The sequence below is a fragment of the Woronichinia naegeliana WA131 genome, assembly GCA_025370055.1.
Lineage (GTDB): Bacteria > Cyanobacteriota > Cyanobacteriia > Cyanobacteriales > Microcystaceae > Woronichinia > Woronichinia naegeliana.
Map to the genome: position 1 here is coordinate 1,561,083 of CP073041.1, position 22,561 is coordinate 1,583,643.

Consider the following 22,561-nt stretch of genomic DNA (forward strand, 5'->3'; position numbering starts at 1 on the left):
AAAATAAATAAAGTTTTTGGATTGATTATTGGTTATTGTATTTACTTACTTAAATTTTCGCCCGATGTTCCCTTTTCTCCCCATAGTCAATATTACCGTTGGCTCCTGAGACATCACCCTAGAAAAGCTGATTTAGAGCAAATGGCTGAAACAATTCCGTTTCTTAAATATGATCCATTAATTAGTGTAATAATGCCCGTTTACAATTCACCATTAAGTTATTTAGAAGCAGCCATTGAATCAGTTATTAACCAAATTTATCCCAATTGGGAATTATGTATAGCAGATGATGCTTCTACAAATCCAGAAATCAGAACAGTTTTAGAAAAATATGCTCAACAAGATTCTCGTATAAAGACTGTTTACAGAACAACAAATGGACATATTTCTGCCTGTTCCAATAGTGCAATAGAAATTGCAACAGGAGAATTTTTAGCTCTTTTAGATCACGATGATTTACTAACCTCTGATGCTCTTTATCAAGTCGCCTTAGAACTCAATAAATATCCTGATGCTGACATGATTTATTCTGATGAGGACAAAATTGATGAACGTGGTTGGCGAAAAGAACCATTTTTTAAACCTGATTGGTGTCCTGATAGTTTTTTGTCCAGAATGTACACTTGCCACTTAGGGATTTATCGTAAAAAGTTAGTGGAAGCAATTGACGGTTTTCGGATTGGATTTGAAGGCTCTCAGGATTATGACTTAGTATTAAGGTTGACAGAAAAGACGGATAAAATTTATCATATTTCTAAAATTCTTTATCACTGGCGTATTCATCAAAACTCAACAGCGAAGAGCATAGCAACAAAAAATTATGCAGTAAATATTGCTCAACAAGCTTTGGCGGAATCCCTGGAACGTAGAGGAGAAAGTGGTGATATTGTGCCAATCATTGGGGATCACCATATTATTCGCTATAGGATTAAAGAATATAAATTAGCTAGTATAATTATCCCAACTAAAAATTTAGGAGACACTTTAAACAGATGTCTTTCCTCAATTTTTATAAAAACGAATTATCCAAGCTTTGAAATTATCCTAGTAGATAACCAAACAACGGAGGAAAAGGCTCATGAGATCATAAATTATTGGAAAAAGACTGAACCTAATCGCCTTAAAGTTTTTAATTATGATCTGCCTTTCAATTTTTCTGAAATTAATAACTATGCTGTAAAGTTTGCACAGGGAGATTATCTTTTATTTCTGAATAATGATACGGAAGTGATTAATGATGACTGGCTAACGGCAATGGTTGAACAGTCCCAACGGCCTCAAATTGGTGCGGTGGGAGCATTACTGTTATTTCCTGATGATACCATTCAACACGCGGGGGTCATTGCAGGATTAGGAGGAGTTGCAGGTCATAGCCATAAGCATTTTAATGCAGGACATCATGGCTATTTTAAGCAAATTCAAACTATTAATAATTATCTTGCTGTCACAGGAGCCTGCTTAATGTGCCGAAAGGAAGTTTTTCAAGAAGTTAATGGATTTGAGGAATATCTATCTGTTGCCTATAATGATGTTGACTTTTGTTTCAAATTGATTGATAAAGGTTATCGAAATATTTATTTACCTCATGTCAAATTATATCATTATGAATCTAAAAGTAGAGGTTTTGATGATACCATAGAAAAACAAAAACGATTTAACCAAGAAATCGAATTTATGATGGTAAGATGGGGAGGATACATCGCCAATGATCCCTGCTACAGCCCTCATCTATCTAAAAAGTACGAAAATTTTTCCGTCAACTAATTTTGTTCACTAAGCGTTATTCTCGATTTAAAATATGAAAAAGATAGTGCGATTAGTACTCAGGGTACTCCGCAGAATATTTCTAGTAATTGACACTCAGTTCGATCATGAGCTTATCGCCTCTGATGTTCCTTTGTCTGGACAAATTAATCACTCAAAATGGCAGAACTATTTATATGAAATTGGAAATAAAGAAGGAATGAAAATTTTGGAGATAGGTAGTCGTGAAGTGACGGCAAAATCTAACGCCAGACAAAAATTTTCTAATTCTACTTATATCGGCTTTGACTATTACCCAGGTAATAATGTTGATGTAGTTGGAGATGTTCATAAGTTATCTTCTTATTTTAAGTTTGAGAGTGAACAAGATAAGTTTGATATTATTTACTCAAGTGCCTGTTTTGAGCATTTTGCCATGCCTTGGATAGTTGCAATTGAAATTTCAAAATCATTAAAAATTGGCGGTATTGTTTTTATTGAAACGCATTTTTCCTATGCTTCCCACGAACGACCATGGCATTTTTTCCAGTTCAGTGATATGGCGTTAAGAGTTTTGTTTTCTGAAGCTCTTGGATTTGAGTGCATGGAAGCAGGAATGTCCAATCCTATGATAGGACGTTTTTCTTCTCTTGCGGATGATTATCTAAAAAATAAACCAATTCCTCATTTATATTGCCATAGTGAATACCTTGGTAAGAAAACTAAAGAGGTAAAAGATTTTAATTGGAACCAAGTAAATTTACAGCAAGTTGTTGGTGAAACTCATTATCCCTTATCCTAGTTCAAGGGCTGAATGATATTCAGTCCCTACAGTTTGCAAAAATATTTTTACATTTTCCCAAAAAATAGAAAACCGCGATCGCCTACAATAAAACCAATCAAATAAAGAGAAATTATCCTGCTCAGAATTAGTATATTTTAATAAACCGCGATCGCTCCTTTTACTCCTCTCAACCTATGACAAAAAAAGCTGATATTGGTAGTAAACGGCTGATTAGCCTTGATCCGAATAACTGAGTAAATTGGATAACCGAATCCTCCGACCTAGTGGTTACAGAATTTCTCAATCCAGACTTCCAATGGATTAGCAAAGAAAGCGACGTATTAATAAAAGTCCAGAGCCAAAACGAAGGTGAATTATTAATCCTGAATGAACTACAAATTCGTTATCACTCAAAAATGCCCCAACGTATTCGAGCCTACGCAGCCCTAGCAGAAGAACGGTATAATTTGCCAGTTTATCCTGTCCTCATCAATATCCTACCGCGCTCCGCTAGTCAAAATATTCCCAATTGCTATCATTCTGAAATACGAGGAATTACCGCTCATCAAGACTATCGAGTCATTAACCTTTGGGAAGTTAACGCTAATTTAGTCTTTGAACGCCATCTGACCAGTCTTCTTCCTTTTGTCCCGATTTTAAAAGGAGGTAATGAACCGCTTGTTATCCGTCAAGCCTTACGAGAACTACAAAATGATGAAAATCTTAACGAATTAGAGCCACTGCTCTCCTTTTTTGCTAGTTTTGTTTTAGAGATACCCTTAATTCAACAAATAATGAGGTGGGACATGACCGTACTGCGCCAATCACCCTGGTACGAAGAAATTCTCAAAGAAGGCTCTCAACAGGGACTTCAACAGGGACTTCAACAGGGACTTCAACAGGGAGAATTAATTATTATCCTTAAACTATTAAATAATCGTTTGGGTTCCCTTCCCTCCGATATTCAACAACAAATCACTAACTTATCAACATCACAACTAGAAAAATTAAGTGATCAAATTTTGCATTTTACCAACCAAAATGAACTTAAACAATGGCTCATCCATGAAAATTAGTTGGGTCTTAATGGGTAACTATCAAAATTGCTTTTAATTCTCCTTTTAAAACTGAGCTTTAGAAGAACTTGCGATCGCCTACAATAAAACTAATCAGACTACAGGAAATCAATAATGGCAACAACAGCAGATGAAGTGGGCAACTCCTAGGGGAACTAATCCAATCCCAAAAAGAAACCGATCGCTATTAAAATCCAATATGAAACTAGAATGGTTTTATGATAAAACAAGTCACCAATGAGTTATTAGATCAAATCACGCACAAACTAGTTGCAACCCTGAATCCAGAGCAAATTATATTGTTTGGCTCTCACGCTTATGGCGAACCTAATGAAGATAGTGACATTGACTTACTGGTGATCGTGTCCCAGTCTAATGAACCTCGTTATCGGCGATCACGCCTAGCATATAAAGCATTGCGTGGCATTTGCGTACCTACTGATGTGATTATAATGACGCGAGAGGAGGTTAAAAGGAAGGTAAATGTACGGAGTTCCCTAATAAGTCGAGTCATTCATGATGGGAGAGTTCTCTATGGATGATGCACATTATCATGAAATCCAGCAGTGGTTGTTAAAAAGTCAGAGAGATTTAGAGGCGGCTAAAGTATTGTTTGAGCATGGGCTTTTTGACGTTGTTGTTTATCATTGTCAACAGTCTGCTGAGAAAGCTTTAAAGGCTTATTTGGTGTATCAAGAAGTCATCTTACAAAAAACGCATAATCTTGTTGTTTTGTTGGAAAGTTGTCTTGCTTTTGATATTAACTTTGAGATATTGCGCGACTCAGCAGAAATTTTAACACCATACGCGACTGAGTTCCGCTATCCAGGTGACACTATCGAGCCAGAGAAATATGAAGCCGAAGAAGCTTTGGCGATCGCCAGTTTAGTACTCGATTTTGTAGTTAAATTATTACCTAACAGTTAGTGAGGGATGATAGGCATGGATAAAGAAAATGCTTATACTAATACATTAACCGAAATCATACTTATATTGAAACTCGGCTTTCCAAAAATCCCTTTTATATTACACTTTCAGTTTTACACCGCCTTAGAACTCTTATTAAAAAACTTATTAAAATCATTCTCTTTGAACCAGATCAAAAACCCCTTAAACTCTGGGCATCCTGCTTAGGTTTTATTCACGGATTAATTGGTAAGCTAGGTAAAACTTGGCTTCCTTGAATAGATTTGGTGATCGCCTGCAATAAAACTAATCAGACTACAAGAAATCAACAATGGCAACAACAGCAGATGAAGTCTGGCAACTATTAGGAGAACTCATCCAATCCCAAAAAGAAACTGATCGCCGTTTTCAGGAGACAGAACGTCTTCTCCAAGAACAGTCTCAGGAAAGCGATCGCCGTTTCCGAGAAACAGAACGACTAATCAAAGAACAAAACAAACGAGTTGATGAACAATTAGGTAAACTAGGCAATCGTTTGGGAGAATTTGTGGAATGGCAAGTTAGACCTGCGGCGGTTCGTCTCTTCCAGGAACGAGGCATTGATGTCACCGAATTATCTTCTGACCTTTCCGTACAGAGGGGAGATGAGGGTCTTGAAATTGATCTTTTAGTTGTCAATGGATCGGAGGCGATCGCAATCGAAGTTAAAAGTAAACTAACTCAAGCTGATGTAGATGAACATCTAGAAAGACTCGATAAATTCAAAAGACTTTTACCTCGCTATCAAAGTTTAAAGATTTTAGGAGCAGTGGCGGCAATGGTCACACCGAAAGAAGTGGCTAGTTATGCCTATCGTCAGGGCTTATTTGTGATTGCTCAATCGGGAGATAATTTAGTAATTCTTAACGACCAGAAATTTAAACCCAAAGCTTGGTAGAAACAATTTAGCGATCGCCTACAATAAAACTAATCAGACTAAGTAAGTGGGCTTAATTAATTGTTAGATAGTAGAACAGGCTTCTAGCCTGTGGACGGGCAGGATGCCCATCCCACGTTTTATATTTAATTGTAACCAGCTGCTTATAGCAATCGGGAGATAATTTAGTAATTCTTAACGATCCAAAATTTAAACCTAAAACTTGGTAGAGACGATTTGGCGATCGCCTACAATAAAACTAATCAAACTAAGTAAGTGGGCTTAATTAATTGTTAGATAGTAGAACAGGCTTCTAGCCTGTGGACGGGCAGGATGCCCATCCCACGTTTTATATTTAAATTGTAACCAGCTACTTATAGCAATCGGGAGATAATTTAGTAATTCTTAACGATCCAAAATTTAAACCTAAAACTTGGTAGAGATAATTTAGTGATCGCCTACAATAAAAATAATCAGACTAGAGGAAATCAACGATGGCAACAACCGCAGATGAAGTCTGGCAACTATTGGGAGAACTTATTCAATCCCAAAAAGAGACAGAAAAGTTATTCAAAGAACAGTCTCAGGAAAGCGATCGCCGTTTCCGAGAAACAGAACGACTAATCAAAGAACAAAACAAACGAGTTGATGAGCAATTAGGTAAACTAGGCAATCGTTTGGGAGAATTTGTGGAATGGCAAGTTAGACCTGCGGCGGTTCGTCTCTTCCAGGAACGAGGCATTGATGTCACCGAATTATCTTCTGACCTTTCCGTACAGAGGAGAGATGAGGGTCTTGAAATTGATCTTTTAGTTGTCAATGGATCGGAGGCGATCGCGATCGAAGTTAAAAGTAAACTAACTCAAGCTGATGTAGATGAACACCTAGAAAGACTCGATAAATTCAAAAGACTTTTACCTCGCTATCAAAGTTTAAAGATTTTAGGAGCAGTGGCGGCAATGGTCACACCGAAAGAAGTGGCTAGTTATGCCTATCGTCAGGGCTTATTTGTGATTGCTCAATCGGGAGATAATTTAGTAATTCTTAACGACCAGAAATTTAAACCCAAAGCTTGGTAGAGACAATTTAGCGATCGCCGACAATCAAACCAATCAAACAAAGAGAAATTATCATATTCAGAATTAGTATATTTAAATAGACTGCGATCGCCATTTTTGCCCCTCTCAACCTATGACAAAAAAAGCTGATATTGGTAGTAAACGGCTGATTAGCCTTGATCCGAATAACTGGGTAAGTTGGATAACCGAATCCTCCGACCTAGTGATTACAGAATTTCTCAATCCAGACTTCCAATGGATTAGCAAAGAAAGCGACGTATTAATAAAAGTCCAGAGCCAAAACGAAGGTGAATTATTAATCCTGAATGAACTACAAATTCGTTATCACTCAAAAATGCCCCAACGTATTCGAGCCTACGCAGCCCTAGCAGAAGAACGGTATAATTTGCCAGTTTATCCCGTCCTCATCAATATCCTACCGCGCTCCGCTAGTCAAAATATTCCCAATTGCTATCATTCTGAAATACGAGGAATTACCGCTCATCAAGACTATCGAGTCATTAACCTCTGGGAAGTAAACGCTAATTTAGTCTTTGAACGCCATCTGACCAGTCTTCTTCCTTTTGTCCCGATTTTAAAACCCACATTCCGTACATAAAAAAAGAACAAAGAAAATAAGAAAAGTCATTATGACAAAAGATAATACTGACAAGTAGTAGCCCCAAAAAAGCGCAAAATCCTCTCTCGCTCAAGCGTTAGATTGATTATTTGGGGACAATTATCCAGTACAACCCAATGAACTCCTCTCAACATCTGAAAAATCCAACGCAGTGTCGGACGCTGAGTCGGCTTTCCCAACTGATTAGGCACAGTCTCCTCCTGCTCTGCCAGAGCCAGTCTCAGTTTACGTTGTCCCAAGCTGTACACCAGTAAACACAACACCATGATGAAACTCAATGCCATAATCCGCTCAGGGGTTTTGAGAAAAACACTGGACGCCAAAAACAGAGGGTCTTTAAGGAAGCGAAAACCTCGCTCTACCCCTTGCTGTTGCTTGTAGTGGACAAGCAGTTGCTCATCGCTCAAAGAGTCTCCATCTAGCTGATTCGTCGCCAAGACAAAACGTCCTGCTGCCCGCTCTGAAGCTTGAACTTTCGCACTATTGAGGCTGAAAGTGGCTTGGGCATGATAGCTACGACGAATGGGCTGTTCATGGGGACGGGGTTTACCTCGATGACCGTAATGACATTTTTCGACGACAGTTAGGTCTTGAAGAAGATGCCATTCTAAACTCTTCTCCCATCGGCTCAGGGCGGTTAAAGCATCCTCCCGACAAGCAAATTCCTGATGCTGTAATTGTTCTAATTGTCTTTGAGCTTGAGCCGTTGCTTTCTCTGTCTTCTTCGTCAGTTGTTTGAGGTCTAAAGCTTTTTTTTGCTCGCTATCTACCACTATCCAACGTTGTTTGACTCCCCCATATTCACTTTCTAAGGAGGTAAGACGATAGCCCTCTAAATCAGTTGTGATGAATTGCTCCGAGGCTAATTGACTGACCGCATCCTGCACTTCTCTAATCGTTTTCGGCACAGAACATAACCAGTATATGCCGGTTAACTTTTGCAAGTTATCGGCACTGTATAAGGCTGAATCTGCTATATACAAACCATCGAATTGCCACTGCTCATTGAACTTTTTCAAGAGTTTAGCAAACTCTTTTTTATCACTTTGATTGCCATCTCCTAATTCGAGAAAAGCGGGAATGTCGCCATCCCCCCAACAGACTAGATTCAAGACAAATTGTTTCAAGTCTGGTCGCTTATCCTTTGAATAGCCATGAGTGATATGGATTATTTGGCTTTCTTTGTCTTCTCTCTCCACCGATAATTTATATTCCCCTTGTACCGATAATGAACTGGAGTCTAAATGGGAACTTTTCATCACTATTTTGAAGATTTCTACGGCTTTTAGACAAATTCCGAGAAACAAACGGCTGATGCCGGCCATAAAGATTAAATCTAAGACTCTCCCTAAACGGTCATCATTCAGGTCGCTGGCTTTTATTCCTTTTCCTAAAAGATGTTCTACTGGTTTATCTTCAAAAAAACGACTGAACAAATATAAAGGAGAGTTGATAAAGCCTAAGCCATTGAGAATCATCGCTTTCACTACCAGACCCGCACTGATTTTAGCACGGTCATTTTCTCCTAGTTGTTCATTGATATAATCCACTAGACCTAGTTCATCAACTATCGCCGCGATTATTCCTAAATGGTCGAGATTTTTAACGTTTAATTGGGTCATTTTCTCTTGGGTTTATTAGCTTTTTTATTTTAACTATTCTGTAGCCATTTTTGAATCTATTTTTATTTTTTCAAGACTAGTACGAAATACGGGCTTAAAGATGCCAAAAAGGGTTTCAATGCCCCAACGCAGGGCATAATCGTGAATAAGACCTTGGGAATCGGGATGTCCAATGACGATGAGTAGAGAATTATCAGGCAAGCGAAGAGCCTCTACAGAAACAGGATATCCCCAAACCCGACAACTCCCTTGAAGACGTTGAGATTCACCAATAGCAAGATGGGCAAAAATGACTTTGGCGGCCAAAAGCTTGCCATTGTGCTCAATCTTGTCCGTAGCCCGAATTCTCAGACAGAAAGCCAGTAGCGGTTCGAGCAGAAGATAGCGAAGCCAAGCCTGACCAATAAACTCACGGTCGCCACATAAACAACGAATCAGGGCGGTGGGAAAAATCTTGAGCATCTCCTCGATAAAACGCATTCGTTCATCACTGTTAGAATTGCCCTTTTTCTTGCTAAGCATCCACCACAAGATGGGAATGGCTACTCCTTCATGGACAATGCCGACAGTGAGGATATTATAACCATGACTGCCAAACTCCCAGGTTGTGCGGTCAATACTTAATACCCAAGGTTGAGGGATATCCAGCCCATTGGTGTCAACTTAAGCCAAAATGCCTACTCACAAAAGATTAGCCTAAAAGCAGGCGGAAGTAAGAGTAGGCTGAAAAAAAGGTTAGTATATAAAAAAGTGAGCAAAAAACAAATGGCAAGACAACATCCTCGGAGAAAAGGAAACCCAGACTTACGTCGTAAGACAAATCAGCCAGGGGTAGAAATCCCTGAAATAACAAAAGAGTTGTTTGAATTACTAGAACCCACAATGTTTACACCATTAAAATATTTACAGGGAACTCATGAGAAAATGATGAGAGATAGGGTATTAAATTTACCAGTAATGGTGGCATTAGTGTTAAGTATAGTGTATCGTCAAATAGCGGGTATAAGTGAAGCGGTAAGACTGTTAGAGGAAGAGGGATTGCTATGGGTAGCATCATTAAAAGTAAGCAAACAGGCAGTATCAAAAAGAATGATGAATGTGCCAGCCGAAATATTTGCAATATTACTAAAAGGAGTGTTAGAAAAAGCAGCCGAAAAAGGGAAGAAGCTCCAAGTAGGAGAAAAATGGGAAAAAATAAGAGAAAAGTTTAGTGCAGTGTGGATAGCAGATGGCTAAACGCTAGAGCAGATAAGGAAAAATATGAAAATAAGTAAAGAAGAAAAGAGTAAATTGGGGGGTAAAATAATGATGGTAGTGGAAGCCTTTACCCCAAAGACCCGTTACTTTGTGGTACACAGAAAATGATAAATCAAATGATAAAATATGGTGTGAAGAATTGGCAGCTAAATTACCAGAAAATGGTTTAATTCTCGTAGATATGGGATTTTTTAGCTTTGTGTGGTTTGATTTGTTAACAGAAGCTAAAAAGTTTTTTCTAACCAGATTTAGAGCGGGTACATCTTACAAAACCAAACAAGTATTGTCTCAAGGTAGTCATTACAGAGATGAGATTATCATTATGGGAAATTACCGTTCTAATCCTTGCAAGCATCCGGTGAGATTAGTCTCAGTATTATGGGGAACAATCTGGTATCAGTATTTAACAAATGTGTTGTCTCCCGAACAACTGTCCGCCGAAGAGGTCTGTGATTTATATCGAAGACGATGGACAATCGAAGAAGCCTTTTTATTAACGAAAAGACTTTTAGGACGGGTGCGACCTTTAGTTGATAAAAGCTGTTGTAATCAGGGTTCTACAGGGAACCCATATTGATCAAGTTTTGCCCAAAATTGACTCCATCGTTCCTTGGTCAATACCAAAGCTCGTAGGCTCAAAATAATTCCTGCTCCTTTTTCCTTCCATCGCATCCCTGAACAACATAATCGTTGTTTGACCAACGTCTTACAAGCTGCTTCCGTAACACCTGAACCAATCGGATACTTTTTCTCTATGTATTCAGCATAATCCATTTGATGCTGATGATTCTCGTAATAAGTAATCGCCGCTTGTAGTTTCTCGGTAAGATTCTTAGAATGACTTTTTTCTTCTTTGACTTCTTTCATCAGATTTAGCAGTTCTCCTGCTTTTCCTTTTTCATGCTTGAGTTCTCGACAATTTTCAGTCAACCATTCTTTTTGTTTTGACACGGTATTCGGATGCAACGCTTCTGCCAAGGCACCTAAGTAACCAGAGGCATGATAGAAATCTAATATCTGTTCTTCCGTTTGCTTTTCTAAAAACTTCCAATTTGATTCTGCACCATCTGCTATACCGACAAATTTTGCCTCTGGATAACGGTTTTTCGCTCGCTCAATTTCTCTTTCCAATCTTTCTAGAAAACTCTTTTTTCCGTACTCTGGTGCCGCACCTAGATAGATTGTCTGTTGACGTTCTCCCTCACTATCGTATAGGGAAACGGTTCCCACCATTGCTTCACGGTAGCCATCCTCACACATCAGCATACAGGTTCCATCTAATCCTATTCCCACTGTTGCAATTTGGCTATCCTCCTTGGGCGGGGCATAACTCCACGCTTCTTCTTTTGCCTGTACCACACTTCCTACTGCTTCACTCAATCTTTGGATATAGGATAGCGCTACTTTTCTACCATGATTTTCTAATAAATCATTTTTCACCTCTTTGCCTGCCATCCCTGACATTTTTGAGGATACCTGTTTTGCCAATAATGGCGTTGATGTTATGATTATCCTTGCTTCTCTTTCTAAGGGGCAATACGTTTTTCCTCCTACTGAACGCTGATATACATGACGATTCACTATAACCTCACCATAAGGTGTTTGATATTCTTTCGGTTGCTCTCCCTTACTCTTCCAGATTTCTTCACCGATTTTTAAGGGTGAACCATCTGTATCTAAATATTTCAAGGCTTCTTTGCTGGCGATGCAACCTACTTCGTTTAAGCCTTTTTGAATATTTATTTCTGTATCCAACATTGAACGACTGAGTTCTAATGTTAGTTCTATTTTTATCTTTGAACCCTCTACATTAATTAGTTTTGCTGTCATCATTGTTTCCTCTTTGTCACTTTTCATCTCATGTTAACACTTTTCTTTTCCTTCATCAACTAAAGGTCACACCCTTTAGGACTAGCCTATTTATGGGTAGGGAATAAGAATGGTGTCCAAATCCAGATTATTTGCACTTTGATTTTCTATACGGTCTTAAATCAATTGGTAGGGGAAGTGGCGATTGCTCTAAATCAACCGAAAGAAAAAATCTCAGTAGAGATGGTGTTTCGGAGTCTATACTATGTAGCGAAGGCTATTGCTAGAGGAGAAAAGCCTGATACAGTAACCTATCTGGCTGAACGTGCTAAGTTATTTGGTTTGGTCAAAGCTGAGAGAAAGCGACATCGAGAAAAGGCCGCTCTCAATCAACAAATTTGGGAACCCATTCCTTTAAGTTGACACGGATGTATCCAGCCAACTGACTACAATACGGGCAATGTGATGGTAATCCAGCTCAAATCCTGAGAAAAAGCGTTGTAAGCGTTTGTAATGAGAATCCACCAATGCCCGACCTTCAAAACCCAGAGCCAATTCTTTAAGGTTAACCGTTTTCACTTTGGGGAGGGCGAGTAAGAACAAGGCTAGGAAGGAGAGTCTGGCACCATGCCATCCCACAATGGGGTTTTAGGGCTTGTTTCAATGCGTTATATTGGTTCATGGGTTTTCTTACATTACGTTCATCTTCCATGAAACCCCTTTCTCGTATACTTTTCAAGCCTTTTGTCCTGTACTTAGGTAGGGAGCACGTTGGCATCTTCATAATGTTTCTCGTATTCTTCGGCTACGATGTGCTTATCTCAATCACTCTCCTCTTTTGAGTGTCAATGTATTATCTTAAGTGGGATGCACCCTTTCTACTTTCTCTAGTTTACCCTCAGAATCTCGACGTTTACTACTCTTATTTTTTAATCTTACCACAAGACCCTTCGGTAATACTTTGGTGGGACGACCTCGCTTTCCAGTCCTTAATACTTCGTGACAAATATTAAATAGCAGTTGACTATATCGCTTTTCTCCATCTGTAAATAACTGGAGAGATTCTGCACTCCTTTCAAATAATTCCGCTACCGTCATCATTGCTTCTAGAAATAATTTCTGCTCTTTTCGACCACATTTTAAATGCCAAATAAAGCGGCTAGCCCTGTCCATGAGCACGATTGTCCACCCCTCAGAGGCACTTGCTTCTTTATTTTTTCCAACTTTTGTGTATAGTTCATCCCCTTCTATTACTAATTTAACAAATTCATTTACTAAGGCGTATAAAAATAATGTCTCTTGTAATCCTGATAATTTCTTTTCCCAATTCAATATTGTTGTTTTCGCGTAGCCAAATACTCGGGCTGCTGCATTTAATCCTATTCCTTCCATTCTGGCTTTTAATACTTTTACAATTTCACTTAATGGGGTTTCTAAGCCAGCGATTACGCTACCATAAGTCTCAGCAAAACAAGAACTACATTCTTGACAAATGAACATTTTACGTTCCCCGTTACCTTTCGTTTGATAATGAGAATGTATTTTTACTTTTTCACTATAGCAATGAGGACAGTTGTCCTTGAATAAGGCATCCTCTTTCTCTTGGCACAAGCCAACATCATTCAGGGGGAGCATCCCAAATTTGCAGTAAGTATAAATGCTTAGTTACAAAGAAGGGGAAAGGGGATAATCTAAAAAGTTATAAAAATTGGAGTACAAAAAATGAACGTTGAAGATAAGCAAAAATTAGACGACCATCTCAAAGCTATCGCAGAAATCATGGTCAGAAATACGCAAAAAGAAGACTTGAAAAGCTTTGAAAGTATAGAACTAGCGGTACGAGAGCAAATGTTGACGGTCGTAAGTCCAGCTATTGGCCGTTTTTTTTGTAAAACAGCAACAGGAACAAAAGCAGGAAGAGAAAGAACAGTGGACAGTATTATCGGAAAAGTAAAAATTACAGAAAAACAGGCGAAAAAGCTAGGGTTAGAAAAAAATAAACAAGTGAGTCCTTATTTAGAAAAATGCTGCTTAAATATTGTAGCCTGTGAGTCATTTGAGAGAGGAGAAAAAACAATCAAGATGACGACGGGAATGTCCATCTCAAAAAGCAGTCAACACCGATTAGCATTAGGGTATGAATTTCAAGAAGCTCAAGGAAAATAGAAAGTCTAAGCATAGATGGCGGAACAGTAAGAATACGAACGAGCGTAGGCGAAGAAAGTATCTGGAAAAATTATAAAGCAGTAAGCTTACATGGTCAGGTATGTGCGGCATTTTTTCAAGCGCAGGAAGAATTAATCGCTTGGACAAATAATCAACCATTAGCGAGAGTAGTAACTTGCTTAGGAGATGGACATGATGGGATTTGGAATCTGATAGAAAAGATAAGGGATAAAGACGAAAGAAGGGAAGTATTGGATTGGTATCACTTGGTGGAAAATATCCATAAAGTGAAAGTTTCAAAAAAGGTAAAGAGGCAAATAGAGACGTACTTATGGCAAGGGGAGCAAGATTCAGCAATTAAAGAATTGAACGGTTCAAAACAAAAGGAAGCAATTAACTTCATCAATTATATGAAGAAACATGAAAGCAGAATGCCAGATTATGGACTCTATCAAGACTTAGGTATCTGCATTGGCTCAGGAAGTGTAGAGTCAAAAATCAAACAAATTGGCAAGAGAATACAAATAGCAGGGGCTTGTTGGAAGTCAGAAAACGTTCCTCAAATATTGAGATTACGCTGTGCTTATCTCAATGAAGCTATTGCCTGAGTACTTTTACTCATTGCAAATCTGGGATGCTCCCGAACCCACATTCAGGATTTCCATAGAGCTTTTCTTTAATATTGACATTGTTTTCTGTTTCCTTCTTCTTTGATATAATGACAATAATAATAGTATAATAAAAACGGGCCGATGTCTAGTCTTAAACTATTTTTCTATTTTCTCAAAGCCTTACACCCCATATCCCGTACTAATTTTGAAAAAATAAAAATAGATTCAAAAATAGCAACAGAATAGTTAAAATAAAAAAGCTAACAAACCGAGGAGAAAATGACCCAATTAAACGTTAAAAATCTCGACCATTTAGGAATAATCGCGGCCGTAGTTGATGAACTAGGTCTAGTGGATTATATCAATGAACAGTTACAAGAAAATGACCGTGCGAAAATCAGTGCGGGTCTGGTGGTTAAAGCCATGATTCTCAATGGCTTAGGATTTATTAATTCTCCCTTGTATTTATTCAGTCGTTTTTTTGAAGATAAACCCCTAGAACATCTCTTAGGAAAAGGAATAAAAGCCAGCGACCTGAATGATGACCGTCTGGGAAGAGTATTAGATTTAATTTTTATGGCTGGCATCAGTCGTTTATTTGTAGGAATTTGTCTAAAAGCAGTGGAAATCTTCAAAATAATGATGGCAAGCGCCCATCTAGACTCAAGTTCTATATCAGTAGAAGGGGAATATAAATTATCAGTAGAAAGAGAAGACAAAGAAGACCAAGTAATCCACATAACCCATGGTCATTCAAAAGATGGCCGACCCGACCTGAAGCAATTTGTCTTAAATTTAGTCTGTTGGGGGGATGGGGACATACCCGCTTTTCTGGAATTAGGGGATGGCAATCAAAGTGACAAAAAAGAGTTTGCTGAAGTCTTGAAAAGGTTCAATGAACAGTGGCAATTCAATGGTTTATATATAGCGGATTCAGCTTTATACAGTGCAGATAACTTAAAAAAACTAACAGGAATAAAATGGTTATATTGTGTGCCGAAAACGATTAAGTCAGTGCAAGACTTGCTGACTGAATTAGCTTCAGAGCAATTTATTACAACGGATTGATTTAGCGGGCTATCGTCTTACCTCCGTAGGAAATGAATATGGGGGAGTAAAGCAACGTTGGATAGTGGTGGAAAGCGAGCAAAAAAAAGCTTTAGACCTGAAACAACTGACTAAGGCGACAGAGAAAGCGACGGCTCAAGCTGAAAAGCAATTGTCGCAATTACAGCGTCAGGAATTTGCCTGTCGTGAGGATGCTTTGACTGCTCTGAGCCGATGGGAGAAGAGTTTAGAATTACATCATCTTGAAGACCTAAGGAACTGGTATCGTCTGATCAAAGTTGGAAAAAGTTATGGTGTAAGGCTTTGAGAAAATAGAAAAATAGTTTAAGACTAGACATCGGCCCGTTTTTATTATACTATTATTATTGTCATTATATCAAAGAAAAAGGAAACAGAAAACAATGTCAATATTAAAGAAAAGCTCTATGAAAATCCTGAATGATGTTGGCTTGTGCCAAGAGAAAGAGGATGCCTTATTCAAGAAAAACTGTCCTCATTGCTATAGTGAAAACGTAAAAATACATTCTCATTATCAAACGAAAGGTAACGGGGAACGTAAAATGTTCATTTGTCAAGAATGTAGTTCTTGTTTTGCTGAGACTTATGGTAGCGTAATCGCTGGCTTAGAAACCCCATTAAGTGAAATTGTAAAAGTATTAAAAGCCAGAATGGAAGGAATAGGATTGAATGCAGCAGCCCGAGTATTCGGCTACGCGAAAACAACAATATTGAATTGGGAAAAGAAATTATCAGGATTACAAGAGACATTATTTTTATACGCCTTAGTGAATGAATTTGTTAAATTAGTAATAGAAGGGGATGAACTATACACAAAAGTTGGAAAAAATAAAGAAGCAAGTGCCTCTGAGGGGTGGACAATCGTGCTCATGGACAGGGCTAGCCGCTTTATTTGGCATTTAAAATGTGGTCGAAAAGAGCAGAAATTATTTCTAGAAGCAATGATGACGGTAGCGGAATTATTTGAAAGGAGTGCAGAATCTCTCCAGTTATTTACAGATGGAGAAAAGCGATATAGTCAACTGCTATTTAATATTTGTCACGAAGTATTAAGGACTGGAAAGCGAGGTCGTCCCACCAAAGTATTACCGAAGGGTCTTGTGGTAAGACTAAAAAATAAGAGTAGTAAACGTCGAGATTCTGAGGGTAAACTAAAGAAAGTAGAAACTCCGAAACCAGAACATCCAGAGACAACAGAAAAACCAGAAGAAAAGGACGTCCATGCCAACCACGTTGAGGCATTTAATAGTGCTATCCGACGCTATTTAGCCGCCTTTCGTCGTCGTACAAATACTTATGCTAAATCTGTTGTGGGATTACAGCGAGTCCTAGATATTTTCTGGATGGTTCATAACTTTGTTCGCAGCCATTTTACGACTAGAGAAGTTCCTGCTGTAGCTCTCGGTATAATTGAAAAAGGGTTAACTTGGGAGGACTTACTCCAAATTCGCCTGATTTCTTGAACCTCTCGTATTGCAACGTTTGTAGCTTCTAGCTAGACGATACCAGTGCCAGACCTAAGCGTAGTGGAAAAATGTCATTACGGTCATCGAGGGGGTGTGACCTTTAGTTGATGAAGGAAAAGAAAAGTGTTAACATGGGATGAAAAGTGACAAAGAGGAAACAATGATGACAGCAAAACTAATTAATGTAGAGGGTTCAAAGATAAAAATAGAACTAACATTAGAACTCAGTCGTTCAATGTTGGATACAGAAATAAATATTCAAAAAGGCTTAAACGAAGTAGGTTGCATCGCCAGCAAAGAAGCCTTGAAATATTTAGATACAGATGGTTCACCCTTAAAAATCGGTGAAGAAATCTGGAAGAGTAAGGGAGAGCAACCGAAAGAATATCAAACACCTTATGGTGAGGTTATAGTGAATCGTCATGTATATCAGCGTTCACCTTTGAGGAAAAACGTATTGCCCCTTAGAAAGAGAAGCAAGGATAATCATAACATCAACGCCATTATTGGCAAAACAGGTATCCTCAAAAATGTCAGGGATGGCAGGCAAAGAGGTGAAAAATGATTTATTAGAAAATCATGGTAGAAAAGTAGCGCTATCCTATATCCAAAGATTGAGTGAAGCAGTAGGAAGTGTGGTACAGGCAAAAGAAGAAGCGTGGAGTTATGCCCCGCCCAAGGAGGATAGCCAAATTGCAACAGTGGGAATAGGATTAGATGGAACCTGTATGCTGATGTGTGAGGATGGCTACCGTGAAGCAATGGTGGGAACCGTTTCCCTATACGATAGTGAAGGCGAACGTCAACCTACAATCTATCTAGGTGCGGCACCAGAGTATGGAAAAAAGAGTTTTCTAGAAAGATTAGAAAGAGAAATTGAGCGAGCGAAAAACCGTTATCCAGAGGCAACATTGGTCGGGATAGCAGACGGGGCAGAATCAAATTGGAAGTTTTTAGAAAAGCAAACGGAAGAACAGATATTAGATTTCTATCATGCCTCTGGTTACTTAGGTGCCTTGGCAGAAGCGTTGCATCCGAATACCGTGTCAAAACAAAAAGAATGGTTGACTGAAAATTGTCGAGAACTCAAGCATGAAAAAGGAAAAGCAGGAGAACTGCTAAATCTGATGAAAGAAGTCAAAGAAGAAAAAAGTCATTCTAAGAATCTTACCGAGAAACTACAAGCGGCGATTACTTATTACGAGAATCATCAGCATCAAATGGATTATGCTGAATACATAGAGAAAAAGTATCCGATTGGTTCAGGTGTTACGGAAGCAGCTTGTAAGACGTTGGTCAAACAACGATTATGTTGTTCAGGGATGCGATGGAAGGAAAAAGGAGCAGGAATTATTTTGAGCCTACGAGCTTTGGTATTGACCAAGGAACGATGGAGTCAATTTTGGGCAAAACTTGATCAATATGGGTTCCCTGTAGAACCCTGATTACAACAGCTTTTATCAACTAAAGGTCGCACCCCATCGAGGTAAGCCCCGACTCCATGAACAGCCGATTCGTCGTAGCTACCCTGCTCAAGCCACTTTAAGTCTCAATATGGCGAAAGTTGAACTTGCGGAGCGGGCAGCAGGACGTTTTGTCTTGGCGACGAATCAGCTAGATGGAGACTCTTTGAGCGATGAGCAACTGCTTGTCCACTACAAGCAACAGCAAGGGGTAGAGCGAGGTTTTCGCTTCCTTAAAGACCCTCTGTTTTTTGCGTCCAGTGTTTTTCTCAAAACCCCTGAGCGGATTATGGCATTGAGTTTCATCATGGTGTTGTGTTTACTGGTGTACAGCTTGGGACAACGTAAACTGAGACTGGCTCTGGCAGAGCAGGAGGAGACTGTGCCTAACCAGTTGGGAAAGCCGACTCAGCGTCCGACACTGCGTTGGATTTTTCAGATGTTGAGAGGAGTTCATTGGGTTGTACTGGATAATTGTCCCCAAATAATCAATCTAACGCTTGAGCGAGAGAGGATTTTGCGCTTTTTTGGGGCTACTACTTGTCAGTATTATCTTTTGTCATAATGACTTTTCTTATTTTCTTTGTTCTTTTTTTATGTACGGAATGTGGGTTAAAAGGAGGTAATGAACCGCTTGTTATCCGTCAAGCCTTACGAGAACTACAAAATGATGAAAATCTTAACGAATTAGGGCTTGCTGAAAAAAGCTGAAACCTTTACGGAGAAAAATAGTAGGCGAATTAAGAACCGCTAGAATGCACGAAAATAGGGTAGAATGCCTCAAAACCATTGCATTAAGAAGAGAGAAAGCAGATGTACCGAAAGCAACAGTACTCAATTGAAACACCAGAAAACTTGAAAAATCTGTTCGGCGGGCAGTTAGACGAAGAAAATCGTTGGATAGAAATGTCAAAAATGATTCCCTGGGAAGAATATGAGGAAGAATATGCAAAAAACTTCACAGAAAAAAAAGGAGCCCCAGCCAAATCATTTAGAATGGCATTAGGAGCATTAATTATCAAAGAAATTTCAGGAAAAAGTGACAGAGAAACAGTAGAACAAATAAAAGAGAACCCTTATTTACAGTACTTTATAGGAATGGAAAGCTATAGTAGCAAAGAAGCATTTAATGCGTCAATGATGGTTCATTTTCGTAAAAAAATAGGAATGGAATTAATAAATAAAATTAATAAAGAAACTGGACAGTGGGAAGTTCTCGAGGCGTGTAAGTGGAGAAAAGAAAATCGGACATCCGATACAAAAGAGTGCCGTTATGTCCGAAACTGGCTGATATAAGAAAATCGATAGCCAGTGCTATCTATCAATTATGCAACTATGTCAGCGACTAGAGCAAATCCTCAATAATCTCCGTCCAGCCTTTAGCCGAGAAGCAACGTTCCAATGGTTTATCCTGTTAGTCTGGGGAGTAGTGCTCAACAGCCAACCCAGCGCAATAACTAGCTATGTCAATGCCATTGGCTGAACAGAGAGCTACTACAATCAGGCTCTACATTGGTTTGATTCCAAGGCGTTTAGGGTCGAAGGACTAACTTTACAATGGTCAAAGTGGCTAAGTCAGCATGAAAGTCTATACAGAATTAAAGGGAAACGGGTGTATGTGGGTGATGGCATCAAAGTGGGGAAAGAAGGACGCAAGATGCCAGGTGTAAAACGACTACACCAAGAATCGGAAGATGTGTCCAAGCCAGAGTGGATAAGGGGTCATTACTTCAATGCCTTGAGTATTTTGGTGGGAGTAGGGAAAGCCTGCTTTGCCTTGCCCTTAGTGCTGCGGCTAGACGATGGCATCAAGTCCAAAGCAACCGAGAAGGGGGAGGGAAAAGGCAAAAAAAAGGTGAAGACGAGCCTGGTGACAAAAATGGCTGACCTTTGTGTTACTTACGCAGAGGCAGGGAGTTATGTAATTTTGGATGCTTATTTTGCTTGCGAACCAGTGCTCAAAAGTTTTCGCCAGAACGCCTTGCATCTAATCACAAGAGTGCATTGCTCCACCGTCGCCTATGCCCCCTTTTGTTCCGTGCCGACGCTGACGGGGAGAGGACGACCACGGATTTGGGGGAGTTCGATAAAACTAGAAAAGCTGTTCGCTCTGGCGGCGGACTTTCCGACAGCTAAAGTCTGGCTCTATGGTCAACAAGTCACGGTTTCTTATCAGTGCTTTGAGTTCCACTGGGATAGTCCCCATCAGCTCGTCAAGTTTGTTCTGACCCAATTGCCTAACGGACGACGACTGATTCTGCTTTCTACTGATCTCTGTTTGACTGGACCTGAGATTATTGCCGCTTACGGTCTCCGATTTAAGATTGAAGTCACTTTTCGTCAATTAGTCCATCTTTTGGGCAGCTTTGCCTATCGTTTTTGGCTTAAGAGTCTTCCTACTTTACCTACCTGGCCCAGCAATCTTATCCTCAGTGACTATCCACAAGCTGTTCAGACTCAGATTTTAAACAAGGTAGAAGCCTTTGAGCGTTTTGTTAACCTTAATGCCATTGCTTTAGGGCTACTTCAAATTCTCGCCTTAGAGTTACCCCAGGGGATTTGGGCTAATTTTCCTCGATGGTTTCGGACATTACCATCCCATGGCTACCCTAGTGAACGGATTGCTCAACTAGCCCTTCAACATCAAGCCCAAATGATTTTTCCTCAAAGTCCACCCAGTCTGCTTTTGCCTAAATTCCTTACCGCTAAACTTGCCTCTTCCTCAAGCTCTGATATGCTTACTTTCGTCGCATAGTCATTACCTTATCTGGCATCCATAAACTTCCCACTGTCCAGTAAAGAAATAGAAAAAAAAGCGACGGGTGTAGCGTCAGAAAAAAAGAAAATGAAGGAAAGTTATTGTTAGATGCGACTTGTACACCAGCAGATATAAAATATCCAACGGATATAGGAATATTGAATGATGCCAGAGAAAAAACAGAAAAAATAATAGATAAGCTGTATGAAGAAATAAAAGAGAAAAGGAAAGAAAAGCCGAGGACTTATAGGGAAGTGGCAAGAAAAGAGTACTTAGCCATAGCAAAAAAACGTCGTGTGTCAAAAAAAGAAAGAAGAAAAGGAACAAAAAAACAACTAGGATATATAAAAAGAAACTTGTCTCATATAGAAAAAATGATAGAAGAGGGAGCAAAGTTAGAAAAACTAACGAAAAAAGAGCAAGAAGAGCTTGTAACGATAGGAAAAGTGTATGAGCAACAGTTAGAAATGTATGAAAAAAAGACAAATAAAGTAGAAAACAGAATTGTGAGTGTAAGCCAACCTCACGTGCGTCCAATAGTGCGTGGAAAAGCGGGAAAAGCAGTAGAGTTTGGAGCTAAAATATCGGCAAGTAATGTGAATGGCTTTGTCTTCTTAGACAAATTAAGTTGGGATAATTACAACGAATCGGGAGATTTACAAGCGCGAATAGAAGAATATAAAAGGGAAACAGGATGTTATCCGGAATCGGTTCATGTGGATAAAATCTATCGAACAAAAGCGAATCGAGCTTATTGTAAAGAAAGGGATATAAGAATGAGTGGTCCCCGATTGGGAAGACCGCCGAAAGAGGTGAGCAAAGAAAAAAAGAAAGAGGCACGCTCAGATGAAAGAGTGCGTAATGCCATTGAGGGTAAATTCGGACAGGGAAAGAGGAAATTTAGTCTTGGTCGAGTGATGGCCAAACTACCTGAGACCTCGGAAACGGTAATTGCGATGAACTTTTTGGTAATGAATCTTTCTACTCTACTTCAGAAGACAAAAAGTAAAAAGTTGTAGAGTCGTTTTTCTTGTGAAAAATGGTGTTAATTTTCCTCTCTTTTGTGAGGAGTGATTTGTGTTGACCTTTTTAGACAGAAAGGAACAATAGATTAAACAAAATCTGTATTTTGATTTGTTTCCATAAGGATAAGTTATCTATGCTTTTTCAGTCCATACTTCCCTAACCCACATTTCTTTC

At 39.1% G+C, this 22,561-nt stretch carries 20 protein-coding genes and 7 pseudogenes; 22 read left to right on the forward strand and 5 right to left on the reverse strand.

Annotated elements, in window-relative coordinates:
• Window positions 1-141 precede the first annotated feature (141 nt).
• The 8 genes from KA717_08065 (at window position 142) to KA717_08100 (ending at window position 7,102) form a co-directional block, all read left to right on the forward strand.
• Window positions 142-1,764, forward strand: coding sequence for a glycosyltransferase (locus KA717_08065; protein ID UXE62681.1), 1,623 nt, complete (start codon window positions 142-144; stop codon window positions 1,762-1,764).
• A 34-nt stretch (window positions 1,765-1,798) separates the two neighbouring features.
• Window positions 1,799-2,545, forward strand: a complete 747-nt coding sequence (locus tag KA717_08070) for a class I SAM-dependent methyltransferase (protein UXE62682.1) — start codon at window positions 1,799-1,801, stop codon at window positions 2,543-2,545.
• Between the two features lie 266 nt (window positions 2,546-2,811).
• A complete protein-coding gene (locus tag KA717_08075) occupies window positions 2,812-3,603 on the forward strand; it encodes a DUF4351 domain-containing protein (GenBank protein UXE62683.1) in 792 nt (263 codons plus the stop codon).
• A gap of 218 nt (window positions 3,604-3,821) precedes the next feature.
• A complete protein-coding gene (locus tag KA717_08080; protein UXE62684.1) occupies window positions 3,822-4,145 on the forward strand; it encodes a nucleotidyltransferase domain-containing protein in 324 nt (107 codons plus the stop codon).
• On the forward strand, window positions 4,138-4,530 hold the full coding sequence (locus tag KA717_08085) for a HEPN domain-containing protein (GenBank protein UXE62685.1): 393 nt from the start codon (window positions 4,138-4,140) through the stop codon (window positions 4,528-4,530). Before KA717_08080 ends, KA717_08085 begins: the two co-directional genes overlap by 8 nt.
• A 310-nt stretch (window positions 4,531-4,840) precedes the next feature.
• Window positions 4,841-5,446, forward strand: coding sequence for a hypothetical protein (locus tag KA717_08090; protein UXE62686.1), 606 nt, complete (start codon window positions 4,841-4,843; stop codon window positions 5,444-5,446).
• A 473-nt stretch (window positions 5,447-5,919) separates the two neighbouring features.
• Window positions 5,920-6,504, forward strand: a complete 585-nt coding sequence (locus KA717_08095; protein UXE62687.1) for a hypothetical protein — start codon at window positions 5,920-5,922, stop codon at window positions 6,502-6,504.
• Between the two features lie 112 nt (window positions 6,505-6,616).
• Window positions 6,617-7,102, forward strand: a complete 486-nt coding sequence (locus KA717_08100; GenBank protein ID UXE62688.1) for a hypothetical protein — start codon at window positions 6,617-6,619, stop codon at window positions 7,100-7,102.
• Window positions 7,103-7,131: 29 nt separating this feature from the next.
• Here the strand turns inward: KA717_08100 and KA717_08105 are convergent, their stop codons facing one another.
• On the reverse strand, window positions 7,132-8,745 hold the full coding sequence (locus KA717_08105) for an IS1634 family transposase (GenBank protein ID UXE62689.1): 1,614 nt from the start codon (window positions 8,743-8,745) through the stop codon (window positions 7,132-7,134).
• Between the two features lie 93 nt (window positions 8,746-8,838).
• A pseudogene (locus KA717_08110) lies at window positions 8,839-9,384 on the reverse strand (IS4 family transposase).
• A 111-nt stretch (window positions 9,385-9,495) separates the two neighbouring features.
• On the opposite strand from KA717_08110, the gene KA717_08115 reads away from it, so the two are divergent.
• Window positions 9,496-9,981, forward strand: coding sequence for a hypothetical protein (locus KA717_08115; GenBank protein ID UXE62690.1), 486 nt, complete (start codon window positions 9,496-9,498; stop codon window positions 9,979-9,981).
• 109 nt (window positions 9,982-10,090) lie between these two features.
• The gene (locus tag KA717_08120; protein ID UXE62691.1) at window positions 10,091-10,579 is read left to right on the forward strand and encodes a transposase; all 489 of its coding nucleotides are present in this window, start codon (window positions 10,091-10,093) and stop codon (window positions 10,577-10,579) included.
• Here KA717_08120 and KA717_08125 read toward each other — a convergent pair.
• Window positions 10,552-11,832: an ISKra4 family transposase gene (locus KA717_08125; protein ID UXE64593.1), complete on the reverse strand. Its 1,281-nt coding sequence runs from the start codon at window positions 11,830-11,832 to the stop codon at window positions 10,552-10,554. The genes KA717_08120 and KA717_08125 overlap by 28 nt on opposite strands.
• A gap of 75 nt (window positions 11,833-11,907) precedes the next feature.
• Between KA717_08125 and KA717_08130 the strand changes: the two are divergent.
• A pseudogene (locus KA717_08130) lies at window positions 11,908-12,234 on the forward strand (IS4 family transposase).
• A gap of 6 nt (window positions 12,235-12,240) precedes the next feature.
• Here the strand turns inward: KA717_08130 and KA717_08135 are convergent.
• Together KA717_08135 and KA717_08140 are read right to left on the reverse strand one after the other, a co-directional pair.
• Window positions 12,241-12,493: pseudogene (locus KA717_08135) on the reverse strand (IS4 family transposase).
• Between the two features lie 176 nt (window positions 12,494-12,669).
• Window positions 12,670-13,446, reverse strand: a complete 777-nt coding sequence (locus KA717_08140) for an IS1 family transposase (GenBank protein UXE62692.1) — start codon at window positions 13,444-13,446, stop codon at window positions 12,670-12,672.
• Window positions 13,447-13,533: 87 nt separating this feature from the next.
• On the opposite strand from KA717_08140, the pseudogene KA717_08145 reads away from it, so the two are divergent.
• From KA717_08145 to KA717_08195, 11 genes and pseudogenes are all read left to right on the forward strand, one after another.
• Window positions 13,534-14,585 (forward strand): annotated as a pseudogene (locus KA717_08145) (ISKra4 family transposase).
• Between the two features lie 282 nt (window positions 14,586-14,867).
• Window positions 14,868-15,656, forward strand: a complete 789-nt coding sequence (locus tag KA717_08150; GenBank protein ID UXE62693.1) for an IS1634 family transposase — start codon at window positions 14,868-14,870, stop codon at window positions 15,654-15,656.
• A gap of 67 nt (window positions 15,657-15,723) precedes the next feature.
• Window positions 15,724-15,963 carry a hypothetical protein gene (locus tag KA717_08155; GenBank protein UXE62694.1) on the forward strand — a complete coding sequence of 80 codons (240 nt, stop codon included), beginning with the start codon at window positions 15,724-15,726 and terminating at the stop codon, window positions 15,961-15,963.
• Between the two features lie 94 nt (window positions 15,964-16,057).
• On the forward strand, window positions 16,058-17,137 hold the full coding sequence (locus KA717_08160; GenBank protein UXE62695.1) for an IS1 family transposase: 1,080 nt from the start codon (window positions 16,058-16,060) through the stop codon (window positions 17,135-17,137).
• Window positions 17,138-17,303: 166 nt separating this feature from the next.
• Window positions 17,304-18,585, forward strand: a pseudogene (locus tag KA717_08165) (ISKra4 family transposase).
• A gap of 67 nt (window positions 18,586-18,652) precedes the next feature.
• Window positions 18,653-19,168 carry an IS1634 family transposase gene (locus KA717_08170; protein UXE64594.1) on the forward strand — a complete coding sequence of 172 codons (516 nt, stop codon included), beginning with the start codon at window positions 18,653-18,655 and terminating at the stop codon, window positions 19,166-19,168.
• On the forward strand, window positions 19,168-19,314 hold the full coding sequence (locus tag KA717_08175) for a hypothetical protein (GenBank protein ID UXE62696.1): 147 nt from the start codon (window positions 19,168-19,170) through the stop codon (window positions 19,312-19,314). Before KA717_08170 ends, KA717_08175 begins: the two co-directional genes overlap by 1 nt.
• Window positions 19,315-19,416: 102 nt before the next feature.
• Window positions 19,417-19,800, forward strand: a pseudogene (locus KA717_08180) (transposase).
• Between the two features lie 130 nt (window positions 19,801-19,930).
• Window positions 19,931-20,086: a hypothetical protein gene (locus KA717_08185; protein UXE62697.1), complete on the forward strand. Its 156-nt coding sequence runs from the start codon at window positions 19,931-19,933 to the stop codon at window positions 20,084-20,086.
• A 129-nt stretch (window positions 20,087-20,215) separates the two neighbouring features.
• Window positions 20,216-21,358, forward strand: a complete 1,143-nt coding sequence (locus KA717_08190; protein UXE62698.1) for a transposase — start codon at window positions 20,216-20,218, stop codon at window positions 21,356-21,358.
• 89 nt (window positions 21,359-21,447) lie between these two features.
• Window positions 21,448-22,380, forward strand: a pseudogene (locus tag KA717_08195) (IS5 family transposase).
• Window positions 22,381-22,561 lie beyond the last annotated feature (181 nt).